At 53.6% G+C, this 21,864-nt stretch carries 19 protein-coding genes, 1 tRNA gene and 28 other annotated features; of the genes, 15 read left to right on the top strand and 5 right to left on the bottom strand.

Translation table 11 applies throughout. From position 1 onward, the window contains the following. The first annotated feature begins 80 nt into the window (after positions 1–80). Positions 81–86, top strand: a ribosome-binding site (putative RBS for pgtC; RegulonDB:STMS1H002526). The 4 genes from pgtC to pgtE all read left to right on the top strand — a co-directional run bounded on the left by pgtC (position 81) and on the right by pgtE (position 5,725). Further along, positions 81–1,279 (top strand): protein for signal transmission gene (pgtC, locus tag STM2398; protein ID NP_461339.1). Within the gene, positions 86–1,279 belong to an annotated coding region; the region does not span the whole gene. It overlaps the preceding feature by 6 nt. Then, positions 1,270–1,275 (top strand) — a ribosome-binding site (putative RBS for pgtB; RegulonDB:STMS1H002525). (Overlaps the previous gene by 6 nt.) Continuing rightward, positions 1,270–3,282, top strand: a protein-coding gene (gene pgtB, locus STM2397) for a protein for signal transmission (RefSeq protein NP_461338.1). Within the gene, positions 1,276–3,282 belong to an annotated coding region; the region does not span the whole gene. The genes pgtC and pgtB overlap by 10 nt, the downstream gene beginning before the upstream one ends. Beyond that, positions 3,267–3,272: a ribosome-binding site (putative RBS for pgtA; RegulonDB:STMS1H002524), on the top strand. Its footprint overlaps the gene before it by 6 nt. Next, the gene (gene pgtA, locus STM2396; protein ID NP_461337.1) for an activator protein occupies positions 3,267–4,519 on the top strand. Within the gene, positions 3,272–4,519 belong to an annotated coding region; the region does not span the whole gene. Before pgtB ends, pgtA begins: the two co-directional genes overlap by 16 nt. 254 nt (positions 4,520–4,773) lie before the next feature. After that, positions 4,774–4,779: a ribosome-binding site (putative RBS for pgtE; RegulonDB:STMS1H002523), on the top strand. Next, the gene (gene pgtE, locus STM2395) for an outer membrane protein E (RefSeq protein NP_461336.1) occupies positions 4,774–5,725 on the top strand. Within the gene, positions 4,787–5,725 belong to an annotated coding region; the region does not span the whole gene. It overlaps the preceding feature by 6 nt. 161 nt (positions 5,726–5,886) lie before the next feature. Here the strand turns inward: pgtE and argW are convergent. Together argW and yfdC are read right to left on the bottom strand one after the other, a co-directional pair. Further along, positions 5,887–5,958: transfer RNA gene (gene argW, locus STM2394), tRNA-Arg, on the bottom strand. 73 nt (positions 5,959–6,031) lie between these two features. Then, the gene (yfdC, locus tag STM2393; RefSeq protein NP_461335.1) for a putative transport occupies positions 6,032–6,987 on the bottom strand. Within the gene, positions 6,032–6,973 belong to an annotated coding region; the region does not span the whole gene. After that, positions 6,982–6,987: a ribosome-binding site (putative RBS for yfdC; RegulonDB:STMS1H002521), on the bottom strand. It overlaps the preceding gene by 6 nt. 261 nt (positions 6,988–7,248) lie before the next feature. Then, positions 7,249–7,254: a ribosome-binding site (putative RBS for vacJ; RegulonDB:STMS1H002520), on the top strand. On the opposite strand from yfdC, the gene vacJ reads away from it, so the two are divergent. Continuing rightward, positions 7,249–8,017, top strand: a protein-coding gene (vacJ, locus tag STM2392) for a lipoprotein precursor (RefSeq protein ID NP_461334.1). Within the gene, positions 7,262–8,017 belong to an annotated coding region; the region does not span the whole gene. (Overlaps the previous feature by 6 nt.) A 60-nt stretch (positions 8,018–8,077) precedes the next feature. On the opposite strand, the gene fadL is transcribed toward vacJ, so the two are convergent. Further along, positions 8,078–9,524 (bottom strand): transport of long-chain fatty acids gene (gene fadL, locus STM2391; protein ID NP_461333.1). Within the gene, positions 8,078–9,391 belong to an annotated coding region; the region does not span the whole gene. Beyond that, positions 9,364–9,376 (bottom strand) — a protein binding site (putative binding site for OmpR, RegulonDB: STMS1H000330). It overlaps the preceding gene by 13 nt. Then, positions 9,392–9,397, bottom strand: a ribosome-binding site (putative RBS for fadL; RegulonDB:STMS1H002519). Continuing rightward, positions 9,414–9,426, bottom strand: a protein binding site (putative binding site for OmpR, RegulonDB: STMS1H000325). After that, positions 9,416–9,436 (bottom strand) — a protein binding site (putative binding site for CRP, RegulonDB: STMS1H000113). It overlaps the preceding feature by 11 nt. Continuing rightward, positions 9,466–9,484, bottom strand: a protein binding site (putative binding site for FadR, RegulonDB: STMS1H000177). Then, positions 9,489–9,497: a -10 signal (putative -10_signal for fadL; RegulonDB:STMLTH004541), on the bottom strand. Continuing rightward, positions 9,490–9,508, bottom strand: a protein binding site (putative binding site for FadR, RegulonDB: STMS1H000181). It overlaps the preceding feature by 8 nt. Continuing rightward, positions 9,516–9,524: a -35 signal (putative -35_signal for fadL; RegulonDB:STMLTH004541), on the bottom strand. Beyond that, positions 9,520–9,530, bottom strand: a protein binding site (putative binding site for OmpR, RegulonDB: STMS1H000329). It overlaps the preceding feature by 5 nt. A 99-nt stretch (positions 9,531–9,629) precedes the next feature. Beyond that, positions 9,630–9,642, bottom strand: a protein binding site (putative binding site for OmpR, RegulonDB: STMS1H000331). A gap of 100 nt (positions 9,643–9,742) precedes the next feature. Beyond that, positions 9,743–9,748, top strand: a ribosome-binding site (putative RBS for yfcZ; RegulonDB:STMS1H002518). Here fadL and yfcZ point away from each other — a divergent pair. The 4 genes from yfcZ (at position 9,743) to sixA (ending at position 14,369) form a co-directional block, all read left to right on the top strand. Beyond that, positions 9,743–10,040 (top strand): putative cytoplasmic protein gene (gene yfcZ / locus STM2390; protein NP_461332.1). Within the gene, positions 9,756–10,040 belong to an annotated coding region; the region does not span the whole gene. It overlaps the preceding feature by 6 nt. 165 nt (positions 10,041–10,205) lie before the next feature. Continuing rightward, positions 10,206–10,211, top strand: a ribosome-binding site (putative RBS for yfcY; RegulonDB:STMS1H002517). Continuing rightward, the gene (yfcY, locus tag STM2389) for a putative acetyl-CoA acetyltransferase (protein ID NP_461331.2) occupies positions 10,206–11,528 on the top strand. Within the gene, positions 10,218–11,528 belong to an annotated coding region; the region does not span the whole gene. It overlaps the preceding feature by 6 nt. Then, positions 11,514–11,519 (top strand) — a ribosome-binding site (putative RBS for yfcX; RegulonDB:STMS1H002516). Its footprint overlaps the gene before it by 6 nt. Then, the gene (gene yfcX / locus STM2388) for a putative dehydrogenase (protein NP_461330.1) occupies positions 11,514–13,675 on the top strand. Within the gene, positions 11,528–13,675 belong to an annotated coding region; the region does not span the whole gene. Before yfcY ends, yfcX begins: the two co-directional genes overlap by 15 nt. A gap of 198 nt (positions 13,676–13,873) precedes the next feature. Continuing rightward, positions 13,874–13,879, top strand: a ribosome-binding site (putative RBS for sixA; RegulonDB:STMS1H002515). Beyond that, positions 13,874–14,369, top strand: a protein-coding gene (gene sixA, locus STM2387) for a phosphohistidine phosphatase (protein ID NP_461329.1). Within the gene, positions 13,884–14,369 belong to an annotated coding region; the region does not span the whole gene. Its footprint overlaps the feature before it by 6 nt. A gap of 99 nt (positions 14,370–14,468) precedes the next feature. Here the strand turns inward: sixA and yfcN are convergent. Next, the gene (gene yfcN / locus STM2386; RefSeq protein NP_461328.1) for a putative Smr domain containing protein occupies positions 14,469–15,034 on the bottom strand. Within the gene, positions 14,469–15,020 belong to an annotated coding region; the region does not span the whole gene. Continuing rightward, positions 15,029–15,034, bottom strand: a ribosome-binding site (putative RBS for yfcN; RegulonDB:STMS1H002514). Its footprint overlaps the gene before it by 6 nt. Positions 15,035–15,176: 142 nt before the next feature. Further along, positions 15,177–15,182: a ribosome-binding site (putative RBS for yfcB; RegulonDB:STMS1H002513), on the top strand. Between yfcN and yfcB the strand changes: the two genes are divergently transcribed. The 6 genes from yfcB to yfcL all read left to right on the top strand — a co-directional run bounded on the left by yfcB (position 15,177) and on the right by yfcL (position 19,732). After that, positions 15,177–16,118 (top strand): putative methylase gene (gene yfcB / locus STM2385; RefSeq protein ID NP_461327.1). Within the gene, positions 15,186–16,118 belong to an annotated coding region; the region does not span the whole gene. Its footprint overlaps the feature before it by 6 nt. A 24-nt stretch (positions 16,119–16,142) precedes the next feature. Further along, positions 16,143–16,148 (top strand) — a ribosome-binding site (putative RBS for aroC; RegulonDB:STMS1H002512). Continuing rightward, positions 16,143–17,239 (top strand): chorismate synthase gene (aroC, locus tag STM2384; RefSeq protein ID NP_461326.1). Within the gene, positions 16,154–17,239 belong to an annotated coding region; the region does not span the whole gene. Its footprint overlaps the feature before it by 6 nt. Further along, positions 17,233–17,238: a ribosome-binding site (putative RBS for mepA; RegulonDB:STMS1H002511), on the top strand. Its footprint overlaps the gene before it by 6 nt. Further along, the gene (mepA, locus tag STM2383; protein NP_461325.1) for a penicillin-insensitive murein DD-endopeptidase occupies positions 17,233–18,067 on the top strand. Within the gene, positions 17,243–18,067 belong to an annotated coding region; the region does not span the whole gene. Before aroC ends, mepA begins: the two co-directional genes overlap by 7 nt. Then, positions 18,047–18,052, top strand: a ribosome-binding site (putative RBS for yfcA; RegulonDB:STMS1H002510). (Overlaps the previous gene by 6 nt.) Next, positions 18,047–18,876, top strand: a protein-coding gene (gene yfcA, locus STM2382) for a putative permease (RefSeq protein NP_461324.1). Within the gene, positions 18,067–18,876 belong to an annotated coding region; the region does not span the whole gene. The genes mepA and yfcA overlap by 21 nt, the downstream gene beginning before the upstream one ends. Then, positions 18,858–18,863 (top strand) — a ribosome-binding site (putative RBS for yfcM; RegulonDB:STMS1H002509). It overlaps the preceding gene by 6 nt. Then, positions 18,858–19,424, top strand: a protein-coding gene (gene yfcM / locus STM2381; protein NP_461323.1) for a putative cytoplasmic protein. Within the gene, positions 18,876–19,424 belong to an annotated coding region; the region does not span the whole gene. Before yfcA ends, yfcM begins: the two co-directional genes overlap by 19 nt. A 21-nt stretch (positions 19,425–19,445) precedes the next feature. Next, positions 19,446–19,451: a ribosome-binding site (putative RBS for yfcL; RegulonDB:STMS1H002508), on the top strand. Continuing rightward, the gene (gene yfcL, locus STM2380; protein ID NP_461322.1) for a putative cytoplasmic protein occupies positions 19,446–19,732 on the top strand. Within the gene, positions 19,457–19,732 belong to an annotated coding region; the region does not span the whole gene. Its footprint overlaps the feature before it by 6 nt. 51 nt (positions 19,733–19,783) lie before the next feature. On the opposite strand, the gene STM2379 is transcribed toward yfcL, so the two are convergent. Then, positions 19,784–21,852 (bottom strand): putative peptidase gene (locus tag STM2379; RefSeq protein ID NP_461321.3). Within the gene, positions 19,784–21,844 belong to an annotated coding region; the region does not span the whole gene. After that, positions 21,847–21,852, bottom strand: a ribosome-binding site (putative RBS for STM2379; RegulonDB:STMS1H002507). Its footprint overlaps the gene before it by 6 nt. Positions 21,853–21,864: the final 12 nt, after the last annotated feature.

Below are 21,864 nucleotides of genomic sequence, written 5' to 3'. Positions count from 1 at the left end.
ATTTATGAACGGGATCACAAATCGACTTTTCTCATGCTGTAGTCGTTTCGCCAGAGTGGGCGCTTTTACGCTATGGCTGGCGGCAATGTTCGGTTCTTGCCAGGCGTACAGCCGCGAGCTGGTGATGGCAACGACCTTTTCACCCAGCGCGACCGCCTGGATTATCCAGCGCTGGCAGACGGAGCCGGGTTCCGTCATGATTCGTACGCTCAACCGTACCAGCGGTTCTTTAGAGCAATTACTTGATACGGCGAATGCGGAAAATGTCGATCTGATCCTGACGTCATCCCCCATGCTGTTGCAACACCTTCAGGAGCACCAAAAGCTGGCGCTATTGGATAGCGCGCCTGCCGCCAGCCAGAAGCTGGTGCCGCGTTCTATCCGCTCAACTTCAGTGGCGGTAGCGGTATCCGGATTTGGGCTATTGATCAACCGTTCAGCGCTCGCTGCGCGCCATCTTCCGCCGCCTGCCGACTGGCAGGATATGGGCCTGCCCAGTTACCAGGGCGCTCTATTAATGAGCAGTCCGTCACGCTCAGACACGAATCATTTGATGGTGGAGTCGCTGTTGCAGCAAAAAGGCTGGACGGCAGGATGGGCAACGCTGCTGGCAATCTCGGGTAATCTGGTCACGATTTCCTCTCGCAGTTTCGGCGTAGCGGATAAAATCAAAAGCGGGCTTGGCGTTGCCGGGCCGGTCATTGATAACTATGCTAATTTGCTACTTAACGATCCTAATCTTGCTTTTACCTATTTCCCGTATTCTGCGGTGTCGCCCACTTACGTCGCGGTGTTGAAAAACAGCCGTCATGCAGACGAAGCGCGTGCTTTTATTCATTACTTATTAAGTCCGAAAGGGCAAAGGATACTGGCTGACGCGAATACCGGTAAGTATCCCGTCGCACCGCTTAGCGCCGATAATCCTCGCGCCGCGCAACAACAGCGTTTGATGGCCCAGCCGCCGTTGAACTATCGTCTGATCCTGAAGCGTCAGCAACTGGTACAACGCATGTTTGATACCGCGATCAGTTTTCGTCTCGCGCAGCTTAAAGATGCATGGCGAGCGTTGCACAGCGCAGAAACGCGGCTTAAACGCCCCTTACCTGAAATCAGAGCCTTATTGACCAGCGTCCCGGTGGATGCGGCAAGCAGCGAAGATGAAACCTGGCTGGCGCAGTTTGATAATAAAAGCTTTGCCGAACAAAAAATGATGGAGTGGCAGATCTGGTTTCTGAACAATCAGCGGCTGGCGATTCACAAACTGGAAGAGCTGAAATGAAGGGGAGATTATTGCAACGGCTTCGTCAGCTCAGTATCAGCAACAGTTTACGGGGCGCATTTTTAACGGGCGCATTACTGACGCTGATTGTCAGTATGGTCAGCCTTTATTCCTGGCATGAGCAAAGTTCGCAGGTTCGCTATTCGCTTGATGAATATTTTCCTCGCATCCACTCCGCTTTTTTAATTGAGGGGAACCTGAATCTGGCCGTGGATCAACTCAATGAATTTTTGCTGGCGCCGAACACGACGGTACGTTTGCAGTTACGTACGCAGATTATTCAGCATCTGGATAAGATTGAGCGTCTCAGTCAGGGGCTTCAGCTTGCTGAGCGCCGGCAACTGGCCGTCATTTTACAGGATAGCCGGACCTTGCTGGCGGAGCTGGACAATGCCCTCTACAACATGTTTTTGGTGCGGGAGAAAGTTAGCGAGCTTTCCGCTCGCATTGACTGGCTCCATGATGATTTCACCACGGAGCTAAATTCGCTGGTACAGGATTTTACCTGGCAGCAGGGGACGCTGCTCGATCAAATTGAGGCGAATCAGGGCGATGCAGCGCAGTATTTGCAACGTTCGCGCGAGGTGCAGAACGAGCAGCAGCAGGTATATACCCTGGCGCGAATTGAAAATCAGATTGTTGACGACCTGCGCGACAGATTGAATGAGCTCAAGTCCGGCAATAATGACGGGATGCTGGTGGAGACCCATATTCGCTATCTGGAAAACCTAAAAAAAACGGCGGATGAGAATATTCGTGCGCTGGATGACTGGCCCAGTACGATCACGCTACGGCAAACCATCGACGAACTATTGGAAATCGGGATGGTAAAAAATAAGATGCCCGATACCATGCGCGATTATGTTGCGGCGCAAAAAGCCTTACTGGACGCCAGCCGCGCCAGAGAGGCTACGCTAGGGCGCTTTCGCACGCTGCTTGAGGCGCAGTTAGGTAGTAGTCACCAGCAAATGCAGACGTTCAATCAACGCCTGGAACAGATTGTTCGCGTTAGCGGCGGGCTTATTTTAGTGGCGACGCTCCTGGCGTTGCTACTGGCCTGGGGACTCAACCACTATTTTATCCGTTCCCGACTGGTGAAGCGTTTTACCGCGCTTAATCAGGCTGTGGTACAGATAGGGCTGGGGAGAACCGACTCGACTATCCCGGTTTACGGGCGCGATGAGCTAGGACGGATAGCCCGTTTGCTACGTCATACGCTGGGCCAGCTCAATATGCAACGCAGGCAGCTTGAACAAGAGGTCGCCGAGCGCAAAGAGATAGAAGCCGACCTGCGCGCCATGCAGGATGAGTTGATTCAGACGGCGAAACTGGCGGTAGTCGGCCAGACCATGACCACGCTGGCGCATGAAATTAACCAGCCGCTGAATGCGCTTTCAATGTATTTATTTACGGCGGGACGCGCGATTGAACAAGGTCAGAGCGGACAGGCGAGAAATACGCTCACCAAAGCGGAAGGGCTCATTAACCGGATTGACGCCATTATCCGTTCGCTGCGGCAGTTTACCCGTCGGGCGGAGCTGGAAACGCCATTGTATCCCGTTGATCTGCGCCAAACCTTTGTGGCGGCATGGGAGTTATTAGCCATGCGCCACCAATCCCGGCAGGGAGCGCTTTCACTGCCAACCGACACCGTATGGGTTAGCGGCGATGAAGTGCGTATTCAGCAGGTTCTGGTGAATGTGCTGGCGAATGCGCTTGACGCCTGTTCGCATGATGCGGTGATCGCGGTGACGTGGCAGACGCAGGGAGAGGCGCTGGAGGTTTATATTGCAGATAACGGCCCTGGCTGGCCTGTGGCGCTGTTGCCCTCTTTACTCAAGCCGTTTACCACCAGTAAAGCTGTCGGGTTGGGTATTGGGCTGTCGATTAGCGTGTCGCTGATGGCGCAAATGAAGGGCGACCTGCGTCTGGCGTCGACGCTGACGCGTAACGCTTGCGTGGTGCTGCAATTCTCGGTAACGGATGTCGATGATGTTGAATGATGAATGTTCTATTTTGCTGATTGATGATGACGTTGATGTACTTGACGCCTATACCCAAATGCTTGAGCAGGCAGGCTACCGCGTGCGTGGCTTTACCCATCCTTTCGAGGCCAAAGAGTGGGTAAAAGCGGATTGGGAGGGGATCGTTTTGAGCGATGTGTGTATGCCGGGGTGTTCCGGTATCGATCTGATGACGCTGTTTCATCAGGATGACGATCAACTGCCAATCTTATTGATTACCGGACATGGCGATGTACCGATGGCGGTTGATGCGGTGAAAAAGGGCGCCTGGGATTTTCTGCAAAAACCCGTCGATCCGGGCAAGCTGTTGATATTAATTGAAGACGCGCTACGCCAGCGCCGGTCGGTCATTGCACGGCGGCAATATTGCCAGCAGACGTTACAGGTTGAACTGATTGGGCGCAGCGAGTGGATGAATCAGTTTCGACAACGGTTACAACAACTGGCGGAAACGGACATTGCCGTATGGTTTTACGGTGAGCATGGCACTGGACGTATGACTGGCGCCCGTTATCTCCATCAACTGGGGCGTAACGCGAAAGGGCCGTTTGTACGCTATGAACTTACGCCGGAGAATGCCGGGCAGTTGGAGACATTCATCGACCAGGCGCAAGGAGGCACGCTGGTGTTGAGTCATCCCGAATATCTGACACGCGAACAGCAGCACCATCTGGCGCGTTTACAAAGCCTGGAGCATCGGCCTTTTCGTTTGGTGGGCGTTGGCAGCGCTTCGCTGGTGGAGCAGGCGGCAGCTAACCAGATTGCAGCCGAGCTTTACTACTGTTTCGCCATGACCCAAATCGCCTGCCAGTCTCTTTCTCAGCGACCGGATGATATCGAGCCGTTATTTCGCCATTATCTTCGAAAAGCCTGCCTGCGACTCAATCATCCAGTGCCGGAAATAGCGGGGGAATTACTGAAAGGAATAATGCGACGCGCCTGGCCAAGCAATGTGCGCGAACTGGCTAATGCGGCAGAGCTTTTTGCTGTTGGCGTGCTGCCGCTGGCGGAAACGGTCAACCCGCAGTTGCTTCTTCAGGAGCCGACCCCGCTTGACCGGCGCGTTGAAGAGTATGAGCGACAAATCATTACCGAAGCATTAAATATTCATCAGGGACGAATTAATGAAGTGGCGGAGTACCTGCAAATTCCCCGTAAAAAACTTTATCTGCGCATGAAAAAATATGGTCTAAGTAAAGAGCATTATAAATTCTGATATTACAGTTACTTTCAATCTGGCTGACAACATCAGCAACGATGTCGTTAGCCAGATAACGTCGCATCACCGTAATGGTAAATCATTCCATCATGATTATAGATTGCTTATTATTCACCTGAGCATCAAATTCTATTTCTTAACTTCAATATAAGGTAAAAATGCGTCAAGTTCTCTGGCGTAATAAATGTACTCTTGTCCGACGATTTGACAAGATGAAAACTTCATCACCTCTCCAGATTACATCTGAATATGAGGACAAGAGAAATGAAAAAACATGCTATTGCAGTAATGATGATCGCCGTATTTTCTGAGTCGGTTTATGCGGAGTCTGCCTTATTTATTCCGGACGTCTCTCCTGATAGCGTCACGACATCCCTTTCCGTGGGTGTGTTAAATGGTAAATCCAGGGAGCTGGTTTATGATACCGACACCGGGCGGAAGCTGAGTCAACTGGATTGGAAAATAAAAAATGTCGCCACGTTGCAGGGGGATTTATCATGGGAACCCTATTCGTTCATGACGCTGGACGCCCGCGGCTGGACGTCTTTGGCGTCGGGATCGGGTCATATGGTTGACCATGACTGGATGAGCAGTGAGCAGCCAGGCTGGACCGATCGTTCAATTCATCCGGACACCAGCGTCAACTATGCTAATGAATACGATTTGAACGTGAAAGGTTGGTTATTGCAGGGCGATAACTACAAGGCGGGCGTAACAGCGGGCTATCAGGAAACCCGTTTTAGCTGGACGGCAAGAGGCGGGTCTTATATTTATGATAATGGTCGATATATTGGTAATTTTCCTCATGGCGTGCGCGGCATAGGTTATAGCCAGCGTTTCGAAATGCCCTATATCGGGCTGGCGGGTGATTATCGTATTAATGACTTTGAGTGTAATGTACTGTTTAAATACAGCGACTGGGTAAATGCGCATGATAATGACGAACACTACATGCGCAAACTTACCTTCCGTGAAAAAACGGAAAATTCACGATATTATGGCGCTTCTATTGACGCCGGATATTATATTACCAGTAATGCAAAAATCTTTGCTGAGTTTGCTTACAGTAAATATGAAGAAGGTAAGGGCGGTACGCAAATCATAGATAAAACCAGCGGTGATACGGCGTATTTTGGTGGCGATGCCGCAGGTATAGCTAATAATAACTATACGGTTACCGCGGGGTTGCAGTATCGCTTCTAGACCACATCGGGATGTCATCGGTCATAACCGGCCGATGACGACTTTTTGCTGAACGTATGGCATGTCCGGTGATATTGCATAGGGGCAATAAAAGCAACATGAAAGGGAAACCGCTCGAAAGGTTATGCAGCAAGAAGAGAATGTCCTGGGTATCAATGGTGTCCCCTGCAGGAATCGAACCTGCAACTAGCCCTTAGGAGGGGCTCGTTATATCCATTTAACTAAGGGGACAACGCGGCGCCAGTATAGCGTTTTTTATTCGCCGGAGTAAGTGTAGCGCCGCCTGACTGGTTAAACCGTCGCCACTCAGCGCTGTTTTTCCGCTTTTTTCCGCTCCCGTTCCAGGCGCTCGCCGCGTAGCCTCGCTTCTTCCTTACGTTTATTGCTCATATCGTTGCGGATCTGCGCGTGGCTCATTAATGCGAAAATAAAGGTGCCGCCGCAGATATTTCCGGCAAGTGTGGGAAGGGCGAAGGGCCAGAGAAAGTCGCTCCAGGGCAGCGTGCCGTTGAAAACCAAATACAAAATTTCAACGGAACCGACGACAATATGGGTGGTATCGCCCAGCGCGATAAGCCAGGTCATCAAAATAATGACCACAATTTTTGCCCCGCCTGCTGCAGGAAACATCCATACCATTGTGGCGATGATCCAGCCAGAGATAATCGCGTTGGCAAACATCTCCGTTGGGCTATTTTTCATGACCTCCATACCAATTTTGACAAAGGCGTCGCGGGTCTCTTCATCAAATATAGGCATATATTCAAATGCCCACGCCGCAACCCCGGTGCCAATAAGGTTGCCCAATAAGACTACGCCCCATAAGCGCATCAGCAGGCCAACGTTACTCAGAGTGGGATTTTGCATTACCGGCAATACGGCGGTAACGGTGTTTTCAGTAAATAATTGCTGGCGGGCCATGATGACAATGATAAAACCAAAGGTATAGCCGAGATTTTCCAGTAAAAAGCCGCCGGGAACGCTTTCAAGCTGCACGTGAAAAATCCCTTTCGCCAGGAGTGATGCCCCCATAGAAAGTCCTGCGGCAATAGCTGACCAGAGCAAAGCCATCGCATCGCGTTCCATCTCTTTTTCACCATCCTGGCGAATATGTTCATGAATCGCCATGGCGCGGGAAGGAAGACGATCTTCATCCACTTCAATCTCTTTACCGCTTTGTTTTTCTTCGCTTTCAACTTCCAGGTCACTGCTGTGCCGGTTAATTTTATCGTCGTTAAGGCTATCCATGATGATCTCTGCTGATTAACACATATTAATAAAGCGTAGCGGTTTTTCATTTACCCAGGCCGGGGCATTCTCCGAAAAAATAAAAATGATCACGCTCGTTTTTATCTGTTTCGTTAGAATAGGGCCGTCACGTTGTTGCGTTACCAGGCTATGCTCAAAGCAATGAGATCGCGCATATAGACATCGTTTGACGTGCTGTTAAAATCGCTCACACCTAAACAGGCGGATACGGTAGCGTTCCGTCATGGATGGCAATCAGCGATAGCCATAATTCACAGGGAGACATCTATGAAGCTTCGCCTGTCGGCGCTGGCGCTGGGAACCACACTGCTGGTCGGGTGTGCGAGTTCCGGTACAGAACAGCAGGGGCGTTCAGACCCATTTGAAGGGTTTAACCGCACCATGTACAACTTCAACTTTAATGTGCTGGACCCGTATGTTGTTCGGCCGGTCGCGGTCGCCTGGCGTGATTATGTTCCACAGCCTGCGCGTAACGGTTTAAGTAATTTCACCGGCAACCTCGAAGAACCGGCGATCATGGTGAACTATTTCCTGCAGGGCGATCCTTATCAGGGTATGGTGCATTTCACCCGTTTCTTCCTGAATACCTTATTAGGGATGGGCGGCTTTATTGACGTCGCGGGAATGGCGAATCCTAAGCTGCAGCGCGTTGAACCGCATCGCTTTGGCAGTACGCTGGGCCATTATGGCGTGGGGTATGGGCCTTATATGCAACTTCCGTTCTACGGCAGCTTCACGCTGCGTGAAGATGGCGGGGATATGGCGGATACCTTGTATCCGGTGCTCTCGTGGTTGACCTGGCCAATGTCCATAGGAAAATGGACTATCGAAGGGATAGAAACCCGCGCGCAGTTGCTGGACTCCGATGGTTTGCTGCGCCAGTCTTCCGATCCTTATATTATGGTGCGCGAGGCGTACTTCCAGCGTCATGACTTTATCGCCAATGGCGGAAAACTCAAGCCGCAGGAAAACCCGAACGCGCAGGCGATTCAGGACGAACTCAAAGAGATCGACTCGGAATAAACGGCAGTAAATAAAAAGGTGAGCGCAATGCTCACCTTTTTGATCCGTTTCAGAAAGAGATTAGAACGCGTAGTTAAAGTTAGTACCGAACAGCCAGGCTTTCCCTTCAGATTCAAACTGATAAGGGCCTTCATTAATTTTCACGCTCTGACCATGCATATAAGAGACGCCAACGTCGACAGACGCATCTTTGTTAAAGGCGTAAGTCGTACCGGCGCTCAGCCAGAAACGGTCCTGGTCCGGAATAGAGATAGAACGGTTTTGCGCTGGTACCGGGCTGTCATCGAAGGCGATACCGGTACGGAACGTCCAGTTGTCATCGTAGTAATAGGTGGTACCCAACGCAATGCGATAAGCGTCTTTAAAGCCTTCATGCTTCTCAAAGAGCGTATCGCCGGCGGTCGATTTTGCCTTCAATTCCTGGAACTGGCTCCAGCTGGTATAGGCCAGGCTATAGTGGATGGCCCACTGTGGCGCCACACGGTTATAACCGGACACTTCCCACATTTCCGGCAGATTCAGCGTCAGGTAGCCTGACTGCGTTGCGCCGCCGGTTGCCGTTGGGATAGGCAGGTTAAATCGGTTTATAGCGATGGGAAGATCGCTACTGTAGTTGCCTTTAAAGTCAATTTTGACTTCCGAGCGGTAGGTCAGCGCGTAGCGGTTATTTTTATCCAGTTCATAAAGGATACCGGCATTCCAGCCAAAGCCCCACTGATTACCGTTCAGGTGGGCAATCTTGGTGTCGCTGGGAATCTGACCCGCGACCGGCGCCAGCGCCGGATTCTGTGCCGCGACCAACTGGCCTAAATCGCCCGCAAAACGTTCGATTTTTGCACGCGCGTATACCGCATCAAAGCCGAGGCCGAAGCTCCAGGCCTCATTTAAGCGATAAGCGCCGCTTAAATTCAGGTTCATGGTTTCAAGATCGGTCGTACCGCCAACCGAGCCGCCGGCGTATGTGTCGTTAAACTCTGTCGCCAGACCATAGTTAGAGGTAATAGAAGCCCCCCAGCCAAACTGGTCGTTAATCGGGGCGACAAAATGGACGTTCGGCACCCAGGCCGTCGGCGCGATGTTATCCGCATCTAACGTCCGACGAGATGGCGATGTCCCGCTAATATTAACATCAGGATCAATATAAACCGCGCCCGCTGAAAACGTCGGGCGGTCAAACATGGTAATTAACGCCGGGTTGCGGCTAACGTTACCCGCATCATCTGCGATTGCGCCTTCACCCGAATAGGCCCGGCCAAGGCCAGAGGAAGAAAATTCGTTTAACTGAAAGCCTGCAGACCAGGCCTGGGTGGAGATGATTGCCACTGCGACTGCGAGAGCAGACTTTGTAAACAGGGTTTTCTGGCTCATGACCATAACCTCATTGATTATTTTTATACAAACTATGTTACATGCTGTAACAGGAGCGCGAAGTGTAGGGTCTGCGGTACGACTTAGAAATCAGACCAGTGGCGAGAGTATAGGTCTGACCAGCTAGAATGTTGCAAGTATGTTTATAAGTTTTTTCAATTGTGATCTTAGAAACGAGATCTGGCTGGCAAAATCGGCGGGCTTAACGGTCACCCGATCGCGCGATTTTTGTTTTAGATCATTTTTAAGTGTGATTTCGGTCACTTAACGCGTTTCCCACCATTAACGACTGGAGAGGCGAATGCCGGGAGCGTAAAATATCCCCATCGTTTATCTGGCACCCTGGGTGCAAATACAGAGGAAATCTACAATGAGTAAATGCAGTGCTGATGAAACCCCGGTTTGCTGCTGTATGGACGTTGGAACCATCATGGACAACTCCGATTGCACCGCGTCATACAGCCGCGTATTCGCTACCCGCGCAGAGGCTGAAGAGACGCTGGCGGCGTTAACCGAAAAAGCGCGTAGCGTGGAGTCTGAACCTTGCCAAATTACGCCAACCTTTACCGAGGAATCCGAAGGCGTTCGTCTGGATATTGATTTTGTTTTCGCCTGCGAAGCAGAAACGCTGATCTTCCAGCTCGGCCTGCGTTAATCCGTTCATTCACGACGCCTCCGTCATCATCTGGCGGAGGCGTTTTCTTTTTTTGTCGCTTCCCTTCACTGTGCCTTAGCTCCCACTTTCTTTTCTCTCTGCTTGGCTAAATGTAAAAAATTGGTTAAGACTGTGATCAGGTCAGACCACTAATTTATTTTTTTACAGGGGAGTACTATGCGTCAGGCTTTACCGTTGGTCACCCGCCAGGGCGATCGCATTGCTATTGTCAGTGGGTTACGAACCCCCTTCGCTCGTCAGGCCACTGCATTTCATGGTATTCCCGCTGTTGATCTCGGCAAGATGGTGGTAGGCGAGCTGCTGGCGCGCAGTGAAATTCCAGCCGATGCCATTGAGCAACTGGTTTTTGGTCAGGTAGTACAAATGCCGGAAGCCCCCAATATTGCGCGCGAAATTGTGCTGGGTACGGGGATGAATGTTCATACCGATGCCTATAGCGTAAGCCGCGCCTGCGCCACCAGTTTTCAGGCGGTAGCGAATGTGGCGGAAAGCCTGATGGCCGGCACGATACGCGCCGGTATCGCTGGCGGCGCAGATTCGTCGTCGGTACTGCCAATAGGCGTGAGTAAAGCCCTGGCGCGGGTACTGGTTGATGTCAATAAAGCCCGGACGACCCGCCAACGGCTGACGCTTTTTTCTCGTCTGCGCTTACGCGACCTGCTGCCCGTTCCTCCCGCCGTTGCTGAGTATTCCACCGGTCTGCGCATGGGCGATACCGCCGAACAGATGGCGAAAACGTATGGTATTACGCGTGAACAGCAGGACGCGCTGGCGCATCGTTCACATCAGCGCGCCGCGCAGGCATGGGCGGAGGGCAAACTGGCGGAAGAAGTGATGACGACCTATGTGCCGCCGTATAAAAACCCCTTTGCAGAAGACAACAACATTCGCGGCGCCTCCACGCTGGCGGACTACGCTAAACTGCGTCCCGCTTTTGACCGAAAACATGGCTCCGTAACCGCCGCCAACAGTACACCGCTGACCGACGGCGCTGCCGCCGTTATTCTGATGACCGAATCCCGCGCTAAAGAGCTGGGGCTGCGCCCGCTTGGTTATCTGCGCAGCTACGCCTTTACCGCTATTGATGTCTGGCAGGACATGCTATTGGGGCCGGCCTGGTCAACGCCGCTGGCGCTGGAGCGGGCCGGGTTGACGATGGCCGATCTGACGCTTTTTGACATGCATGAAGCGTTTGCCGCTCAGACTCTGGCGAACTTACAACTGCTGGGCAGCGAACGATTTGCCCGTGAGGTGCTTGGTTGTGCGCAGGCGACAGGGGAGGTGGATGACGCTAAATTCAACGTGCTCGGCGGCTCAATCGCCTACGGGCATCCTTTTGCCGCAACGGGCGCGCGGATGATAACCCAAACGTTGCATGAATTACGGCGTCGGGGCGGAGGTTTTGGCCTGGTCACGGCCTGCGCGGCTGGCGGTCTTGGCGCGGCGATGGTTCTGGAGGCGGAATAATGACTACCACATCAGCTTTTATGCTTAACGTGCGTCTGGATAATGTCGCGGTTGTCGCTATTGATGTCCCTGGAGAAAAGGTGAACACCCTGAAAGCGGAGTTTGCCACGCAGGTACGCGCCATCCTGAAGCAGATCCGGGAAAATAAAGCGTTGCAGGGCGTTGTTTTTATCTCAGCCAAAGCAGATAACTTTATTGCTGGCGCTGATATCAACATGATAGGTCACTGCCAAAACGCGCAGGAAGCGGAAACGCTGGCGCGTCAGGGACAGCAACTGATGGCGGAGATCCAGGCGTTGCCTGTTCCGGTTATCGCCGCCATTCACGGCGCCTGTCTGGGGGGCGGCCTTGAAATGGCGCTGGCCTGCCATCGGCGCATCTGTACCGACGACGTTAAAACCGTTCTCGGACTGCCGGAGGTACAGTTAGGGCTTTTACCGGGATCGGGCGGAACGCAGCGACTTCCGCGGCTGGTGGGGGTCAGTACCGCGCTGGATATGATCCTGACAGGTAAACAGCTTCGCGCCAGACAGGCGCTTAAAGCCGGGCTGGTTGATGATGTGGTGCCGCAAACTATTTTACTGGAAGCGGCTGTCGAGCTGGCTAAAAAAGAACGCCTGGCGCAGCGGACATTACCGGTCCGTGAACGTATCCTGGCGGGGCCGCTGGGGCGCGCGCTGTTATTTCGCCTGGTGCGTAAAAAGACAGCGCAAAAAACGCAGGGTAATTATCCGGCGACGGAGCGGATCATTGATGTGATTGAAACTGGACTGGCGCAGGGCAGCAGTAGCGGCTATGACGCGGAAGCGCGCGCTTTCGGCGAGCTGGCGATGACGCCTCAATCGCAGGCGCTGCGCGCTATTTTCTTTGCCAGTACCGAGGTGAAAAAAGATCCCGGTAGCGATGCGCCGCCCGGCCCGCTGAACAGCGTGGGCATCTTAGGCGGCGGGTTAATGGGCGGCGGTATCGCCTGGGTTACGGCCTGTAAAGGCGGCTTGCCAGTACGAATTAAGGATATAAATACTCAGGGGATCAATCATGCTCTGAAGTACAGCTGGGATCTGCTTGAAACAAAAGTACGCCGCCGCCATATCAAAGCCAGCGAACGCGATAAACAGTTGGCGTTGATATCAGGTTCGACCGATTACCGTGGTTTCAGTCATCGTGATCTGGTCATTGAAGCGGTGTTTGAAGATCTGCCGTTAAAACAACAGATGGTGGCGGAAGTGGAGCAAAATTGCGCTGCTCACACCATTTTTGCCTCCAATACTTCTTCCCTGCCGATTGGCGATATTGCGGCGAATGCGGCCAGACCGGAACAGGTGATTGGATTGCACTTTTTTAGCCCGGTCGAAAAAATGCCGCTGGTTGAGGTTATTCCTCATGCGTCTACTTCCGCGCAGACCATCGCCACGACCGTTAAGCTGGCGAAAAAACAGGGTAAAACCCCGATAGTCGTCAGTGATAAAGCCGGGTTTTATGTTAACCGAATTCTTGCGCCATATATCAATGAGGCGATTCGGATGCTGACTGAAGGCGAACGCGTCGAACATATTGACGCCGCCCTGGTAAAATTTGGTTTTCCGGTGGGGCCAATCCAACTTTTGGATGAGGTAGGAATCGACACGGGCACTAAAATTATTCCTGTGCTTGAGGCGGCGTATGGAGAACGTTTTAGCGCGCCTGCAAATGTTGTCGCTTCAATTTTGAATGACGATCGCAAAGGTAGAAAAAATGGTCGCGGTTTCTATCTTTATGGCGAAAAAGGGCGTAAAAGCAAAAAACAGGTTGACCCTGCTATTTATAAGCTTATTGGCGTGCAAGGGCAGAGTCGATTGTCTGCGCAGCAGGTGGCAGAGCGCTGTGTCATGTTAATGCTTAACGAAGCGGCGCGCTGTTTCGACGAAAAAGTGATTCGCAGCGCGCGCGATGGCGATATCGGCGCCGTGTTTGGTATCGGTTTTCCGCCGTTTCTCGGTGGCCCGTTCCGCTATATGGATGCTCTCGGGCCGGGTGAAATGGTGGCGACATTACAGCGCCTGGCCGCACTTTACGGTCCTCGTTACGCGCCTTGTGAACAATTAGTGCGCATGGCGGAGCGCAGGGAGCATTTCTGGACGAATGGGGAAACTGACCAGGGAAATTGAGGTCAAAGAGAATATGAATCCGCACTGAATGCCTCCTTAGTGGCGAAATAATAATCAAGGATTGACTATACTTACGCCATTGAGGTAAAAAACAGCGTTTCATTCAGTGAATGGATAAGGCACAATGCCGGCCACCGCATTTTTGCCGCAGCCAATAGGGGCATGTGGTAAGCGTGTTGGTGAAACTGGTTAACAAAAGCGGTGCAATATGCAAGTTTTTATCATGCGTCACGGCGACGCAGCCCTCGATGCCGCCAGTGATTCGGTTCGTCCCTTGACCCCTTGTGGGTGTGACGAGTCTCGCCTGATGGCGAACTGGCTGAAAGGTCAAAAAGTGGATATCGAACGTGTTCTGGTGAGTCCGTTTCTTCGGGCCGAACAGACGTTAGATGTGGTCGGCGATTGTATGAATCTGCCGGCTCAGGTGGATGTCCTGCCGGAGCTAACGCCCTGTGGCGATGTCGGTCTGGTCAGCGCCTACCTCCAGGCGCTGGCCAATGAAGAGATCGGATCGGTGCTGGTGATTTCTCACTTACCTCTGGTCGGATACCTGGTATCTGAGCTTTGTCCGGGCGAAACGCCGCCGATGTTCACGACGTCCGCAATTGCCAACGTTACGCTTGATGAAAGCGGCAAGGGGACATTCAACTGGCAAATGAGTCCCTGCAATCTGAAAATGGCGAAAGCGATTTAATCTTTGCTGCCTGATGGCGCTTCGCTTATCAGGCCTACGACAGCGCTGGCTGTTCGTAGGCTGGATCAGGCGCTTGCGCCGCCATCCGGCAATTCCGCATCAGGGTAATTCGGGCGGTTGCCACTCTTCCACTTCAATCAACACCAGCAGCGCGGCGTCGCCGCCGTACTCTTTCGGCGCCTGATGAAAGGCCATCACATGCGGATGCTGCGCCAGCCATAACGGCGTTTGCTGTTTCAGAATATGTTTACCGTGTCCATGCATGACGCAGGCGCAAAAAATATGTTCCCGACGGCAGGCGGCAATCAGCGCCCCCAGTTCCTGCTTGGCCTGAAGCTGCGTTAAGCCGTGTAAATCCAGAAACAGTTCCGGCGAATAGTCGCCGCGGCGCATTTTTTTTAGCTCGAAATGGCTGACATCTTCACGGACATACTTTACCGGCCCTTCCGTATTGAGCAGCGGCTGGAACTCATCGGAAAAATAGTGGCTGGCGTCCGCCTGTTCCTGAATTAACCTTCGGGTAGGGACTTCCGTGATTTTCTTGCGCAGTGGCCGATGGACGATAGTATCCTGTTTAATCTTTCGGGTGCCGACCATCAGCTGACGGAACAGCGCCTGGTCCTCCTCGCTGAGCGATGTTTTCTTTTTCATTCGTGGGTCTCGTCTGATCTTTTGCCTTAGTTTACCCGACCCGGAGGATATCCGAACGGTCAAAACGGATTTTTCGTATTCTCCCGCCGCGTCAATGCTGATTTATCCCTGTCTTCGTGGCAAACTAGCCGCCGAATTTAATGCGAGCATGCCCTGGAGGAATACGTGGATAAAATTTTCGTCGATGAAGCAGTAAGTGAACTGCATACCATTCAGGACATGTTGCGCTGGGCGGTAAGCCGCTTTAGCGCGGCGAATATCTGGTATGGACACGGTACCGATAACCCGTGGGATGAAGCGGTACAACTGGTGTTGCCGTCTCTTTATCTGCCGCTGGATATTCCGGAAGATATGCGGACCGCGCGGCTGACGTCCAGCGAAAAACACCGCATTGTCGAGCGAGTGATTCGTCGCATTAACGAGCGTATCCCGGTCGCCTACCTGACCAATAAAGCCTGGTTCTGCGGCCACGAATTTTATGTCGATGAGCGCGTGCTGGTGCCGCGTTCACCGATTGGCGAGCTGATTAATAACCACTTCGCTGGCCTTATTAGCCAACAGCCGAAATATATTCTGGATATGTGTACCGGCAGCGGCTGCATCGCCATCGCCTGTGCTTATGCTTTCCCGGACGCAGAGGTTGATGCGGTCGATATTTCGCCGGATGCGCTGGCTGTCGCCGAGCATAACATTGAAGAACACGGTCTTATCCATCACGTGACGCCAATCCGTTCCGATCTGTTCCGCGATCTGCCGAAAGTTCAGTACGATCTGATTGTCACTAACCCGCCTTATGTCGATGCGGAGGATATGTCCGATCTGCCGAACGAATATCGCCACGAACCTGAGCTGGGGCTGGCGTCCGGCACTGACGGCCTCAAATTGACCCGTCGTATCCTGGGAAATGCGCCGGATTATCTGTCCGATGACGGCGTTCTGATTTGTGAAGTCGGAAACAGCATGGTACATCTGATGGAGCAGTATCCGGATGTGCCGTTCACCTGGCTGGAGTTTGACAACGGCGGCGATGGCGTCTTTATGTTGACCAAAGCGCAGTTGCTCGCGGCCCGTGAACATTTCAATATTTATAAAGATTAAAACACGCAAACGACAACAACGATAACGGAGCCGTGATGGCAGGAAACACAATTGGACAACTCTTTCGCGTAACCACTTTCGGCGAATCACACGGGCTGGCGCTTGGGTGTATCGTCGATGGCGTGCCGCCCGGCATCCCGTTGACGGAGGCCGATCTGCAACACGATCTCGACAGACGCCGCCCCGGCACCTCGCGCTATACTACCCAGCGCCGCGAACCGGACCAGGTAAAAATTCTCTCCGGCGTGTTTGATGGCGTGACGACCGGCACCAGCATTGGCCTACTGATTGAAAACACCGATCAGCGCTCGCAGGACTACAGCGCGATTAAAGATGTTTTTCGTCCGGGACACGCGGATTACACCTATGAGCAGAAATACGGCCTGCGCGATTACCGTGGCGGTGGACGTTCTTCCGCGCGTGAAACCGCGATGCGCGTAGCGGCAGGGGCGATCGCCAAGAAATACCTGGCGGAAAAGTTCGGCATCGAAATCCGCGGCTGCCTGACCCAGATGGGCGACATTCCGCTGGAGATTAAAGACTGGCGTCAGGTTGAGCTTAATCCGTTCTTTTGTCCCGATGCGGACAAACTTGACGCGCTGGACGAACTGATGCGCGCGCTGAAAAAAGAGGGTGACTCCATCGGCGCGAAAGTGACGGTGATGGCGAGCGGCGTGCCGGCAGGGCTTGGCGAACCGGTATTTGACCGACTGGATGCGGACATCGCCCATGCGCTGATGAGCATTAATGCGGTGAAAGGCGTGGAGATCGGCGAAGGATTTAACGTGGTGGCGCTGCGCGGCAGCCAGAATCGCGATGAAATCACGGCGCAGGGTTTTCAGAGCAACCACGCTGGCGGCATCCTCGGTGGCATCAGTAGCGGGCAACACATTGTGGCGCATATGGCGCTGAAACCTACCTCCAGCATTACCGTGCCGGGACGTACGATCAACCGGGCAGGTGAAGAAGTCGAAATGATCACCAAAGGGCGCCACGATCCGTGTGTGGGGATTCGCGCAGTGCCGATCGCAGAAGCCATGCTGGCGATCGTGCTGATGGATCACCTGCTGCGCCATCGGGCACAGAATGCGGATGTAAAGACAGAGATTCCACGCTGGTAAGAAATGAAAAAAACCGCGATTGCGCTGCTGGCATGGTTTGTCAGTAGCGCCAGCCTGGCGGCGACGCCGTGGCAGAAAATAACCCATCCTGTCCCCGGCGCCGCCCAGTCTATCGGTAGCTTTGCCAACGGATGCATCATTGGCGCCGACACGTTGCCGGTACAGTCCGATAATTATCAGGTGATGCGCACCGATCAGCGCCGTTATTTCGGCCACCCGGATCTGGTCATGTTTATCCAGCGGTTGAGTCATCAGGCGCAGCAACGGGGGCTCGGAACCGTCCTGATAGGCGACATGGGGATGCCTGCCGGAGGCCGCTTTAATGGCGGACACGCCAGTCATCAGACCGGGCTTGATGTGGATATTTTCTTGCAGTTGCCGAAAACGCGCTGGAGCCAGGCGCAGCTATTGCGCCCGCAGGCGTTAGATCTGGTGTCCCGCGACGGTAAACATGTCGTGCCGTCGCGCTGGTCGTCGGATATCGCCAGTCTGATCAAACTGGCAGCACAAGACAATGACGTCACCCGTATTTTCGTCAATCCGGCTATTAAACAACAGCTTTGCCTCGATGCCGGAAACGATCGTGACTGGCTACGTAAAGTACGCCCCTGGTTCCAGCATCGCGCGCATATGCACGTGCGTTTACGCTGCCCTGCCGACAGCCTGGAGTGCGAAGATCAACCTTTACCCCCGCCGGGCGATGGATGCGGCGCTGAACTGCAAAGCTGGTTCGAACCGCCAAAACCTGGCACCACAAAGCCTGAGAAGAAGACACCGCCGCCGCTGCCGCCTTCCTGCCAGGCGCTACTGGATGAGCATGTACTCTGATGGACAATTTTTATGATCTGTTTATGGTCTCCCCGCTGCTGCTGGTGGTGCTGTTTTTTGTCGCCGTACTGGCAGGATTTATCGATTCTATCGCCGGGGGCGGAGGGCTGCTCACTATCCCTGCGCTGATGGCCGCCGGGATGTCGCCGGCAAACGCGCTGGCGACCAATAAATTACAGGCGTGCGGCGGCTCCCTCTCGTCTTCGCTCTATTTTATTCGCCGTAAAGTGGTAAACCTGGCCGAGCAAAAGCTCAATATTCTGATGACGTTCATTGGCTCGATGAGCGGCGCGCTGCTGGTGCAGCACGTGCAGGCGGATATTTTGCGCCAGATCTTGCCCATCCTGGTGATTTTCATCGGCCTCTATTTTTTATTGATGCCGAAGCTGGGCGAGGAAGATCGCCAGCGCCGCCTGTATGGATTACCGTTCGCGCTGATAGCCGGGGGATGCGTCGGGTTTTACGACGGCTTTTTCGGGCCTGCCGCCGGGTCGTTTTACGCTCTGGCGTTTGTCACCTTATGTGGCTATAACCTGGCGAAATCCACGGCACATGCCAAAGTGCTTAACGCTACCTCCAACGTTGGCGGCCTGCTGTTATTTATCATCGGCGGCAAAGTGATCTGGGCGACGGGCTTCGTGATGCTGGTTGGTCAGTTTTTAGGGGCGCGAATGGGGTCGCGTCTGGTGTTGAGCAAAGGCCAAAAGCTTATCAGACCGATGATCGTTATTGTCTCGGCGGTAATGAGCGCCAGGTTACTTTATGATAGCCACGGACAGGAGATCCTCCACTGGTTGGGGATGAATTAATGAACAATACGCACCATTACGAACAGTTAATTGAGATTTTTAACGGCTGCTTTGCCGAAGAATTTAATACCCGTCTGATTAAAGGCGACGACGAACCGATCTATCTTCCTGCTGACGCGCAGGTACCGTACCACCGTATCGTCTTTGCGCATGGGTTTTACGCCAGCGCGCTGCATGAGATTTCTCACTGGTGTATCGCCGGTAAGGCGCGCCGCGAACTGGTTGACTTTGGTTACTGGTACTGCCCGGACGGACGCGACGCGCAGACCCAAAGTCAATTCGAAGACGTTGAGGTGAAGCCACAGGCTTTCGACTGGTTGTTTTGCGTGGCGGCGGGGTATCCCTTTAACGTCAGTTGCGACAATCTGGAAGGCGATATTGAACCGGATCGCGTGGCGTTTCAGCGCCGGGTTCATGCGCAGGTAATGGCGTATCTGGAGCAGGGCATTCCTGAACGTCCGGCCCGCTTCATCAAAGCGCTACAGAATTACTATCACACGCCCGAACTTAAGGCGGAACAGTTCCCGTGGCCGGAAGCGCTTAATTAAAGCCAGCGCCACGTTTACAATGAGGAAAGAAGATGATCGCGGAGTTTGAATCACGCATTCTGGCATTAATTGACGATATGGTAGAGCACGCCAGCGACGATGAGCTTTTTGCCAGTGGATACCTGCGTGGCCACCTGACGTTAGCCATTGCCGAGCTGGAGAGCGGTGATGACCACTCCGTTGAGGCGGTCTATGCCAACGTTAGCCAAAGTCTGGAAAAAGCGATCGGCGCCGGCGAACTGTCGCCGCGCGATCAGGCGTTAGTCAAAGCGATGTGGGACAATTTGTTCGACAAGGCAAAACAATAACGCCGTGGGCCGGAAGGCGACGCTTGCCGCCTTCCGCTATTGACTGACCCATTACTTCACCGCTTTTCCCTTCAATAACTTTCTCACCCATAACCGATTTGGATTTAACGCCGCCAGCGTACCGGCATCCAGTGGAATCGGCTCGTTACTCATCTGCGCCGCCAGAATTTCTGCGCATAATGGCGCTGAGCACAAACCGCGCGATCCCAGCGCGCCGAGCATAAATAAACCCGGATACACAGGCGCAGGCGCCGCCGACGTTTTATTATCGGCTAAATCGGCGTAATGCGTCAGCGTGGCATGGTAATCCGGGACATTGCCCACCATCGGCAGATGGTCGCGGGTGGCGCAACGCACGCCGCAACGGGCGCTGTTGCCGCTGACGTCAACCTCTGTGGCCCATTTCGCATCCGGAAAACAGTCAAGCAGACGCTGTCGGTTCTGACGCTGATCTTCTTCGCGCCAGACGGTGCTTTCGTCACCCCGGTGATAGCTGGCGCCAATACAGTGCTGCTGATTATGCGGATTTTGCGGCGTCAGATAGCCGTCGTAGCATAACACCTGACGCAACGCCGAGAGAGCGGGGGTGGTGGGAATATGACTGACCTGCCCCCCGACGGCATACACCGGCAGCGGCTGGGTCTGATCAAAACGGTTAATCTGATGGCCGTTCGCCAGAACGACGGTCTCATGGCTGGCGGTTTCACCTGACGTAAAGCGCAGTTGCCAGCGCGACTCCTGCGCAACGAGCGACGTGAGCGTATGGCGAAAGCGCGTTTGTAAACCCTGTTCGGTCGCCAGTGCGATGACTGCGCGAGTTAATTGTTCCGGGCACAGCCAGCCGCCTGCCGGATAGGTAATTCCTCCGCAGCGTGTCGTCACGCCAACCGCCTGTTCCGCCTCTTCGGCATTGAGCGCCGAGGCCAGTCCGGCGGGCAGCGCCAGGGACAGCATCTGGGCAATTTTCTGCTGGCTTTTCTCATCCCATCCGAGCTGCGTTACGCCGCACCAGTCATGATCAAAAGAGACGGGCAGGGCATCATACAGGCGACGGGCAAAGGTGAATGCGGTCGGGAAAAAGCGATTAATGGCGGCGTCATGTTTGCTAAGGAGCGGATAAAGCGCGCCCTGTCGATTACCGGAAGCGCCCTGGGCGGGCTGATCATCTGCGCAATAGAGCGTCACCTGCCAGCCGCGACGCAGTAACGCCAGTGATAACAGCGCGCTGGCAATGCCGCCGCCAATGATCGCCGTTTCACGTTTTTCGCTTCCACTGCGGTAAAACCAGGGCGCGGAAAGGGTCGGCATGAGGTGTTGTTCCATCACTCCACAAAGCATCTCGCGTTTACGCCCGAAGCCTTTGCGTTTTTGCATGGTAAAACCGGCTTCCTGCAATCCCCGACGGACGAAACCCGCCGAGGTAAACGTCGCCAGCGTTGCGCCGGGCCGCGCCAGCCGCGCCATCGCGTTAAACAGGTTTGGCGTCCACATATCCGGATTTTTCGCCGGGGCAAAACCGTCGAGGAACCAGGCGTCGACTGTTTGATTTAGCGTGGCGTCCAGTTGGTCGGTCAATTCATTAATATCGCCAAACCACAAATCCAGTGTCACCCGGCCCCGATCCAGCAATAGGCGGTGGCACCCCGGGAGCGGCAGCGGCCATTGCGCCTGCAGCTGCTCTGCCCAGGGCGCGAGCTCCGGCCAGTGTTGGTGCGCCAGCGCCAGATCGTCGCGCGTTAACGGGAATTTCTCAAAACTGATGAAATGTAACCTTTGCAGCGTCGCCTGTGGGTGCGCAGAACGAAAGCTGTCAAACGCCTGCCACAGCGTCAGGAAGTTGAGTCCGGTGCCAAAACCGCTTTCCGCGACTATAAATAATGGATGTGAATGTACGGGAAATCGCTCCGCAAGACGATTGCCGCCAAGAAAAACGTAGCGTGTCTCTTCGAGTCCATTGTCATTAGAAAAATAGACATCATCAAAATCTCGGGAAACAGGTGTACCCTCAGCGTTAAATTCGAGTGTGGCGGGTTGTATGGCGTATTGTTTCACGTAAGTTACTCGTCTGACGGGCGGTATCGCGATCTTAACGATGTGTGCCTGATGGCGCAAATTTCCGTACTAAATGGCTG

Source organism: Salmonella enterica subsp. enterica serovar Typhimurium str. LT2 (assembly GCF_000006945.2).
Taxonomy (GTDB): Bacteria; Pseudomonadota; Gammaproteobacteria; order Enterobacterales; family Enterobacteriaceae; genus Salmonella; species Salmonella enterica.
This window is presented reverse-complemented; position numbering and strand designations above follow the sequence as displayed.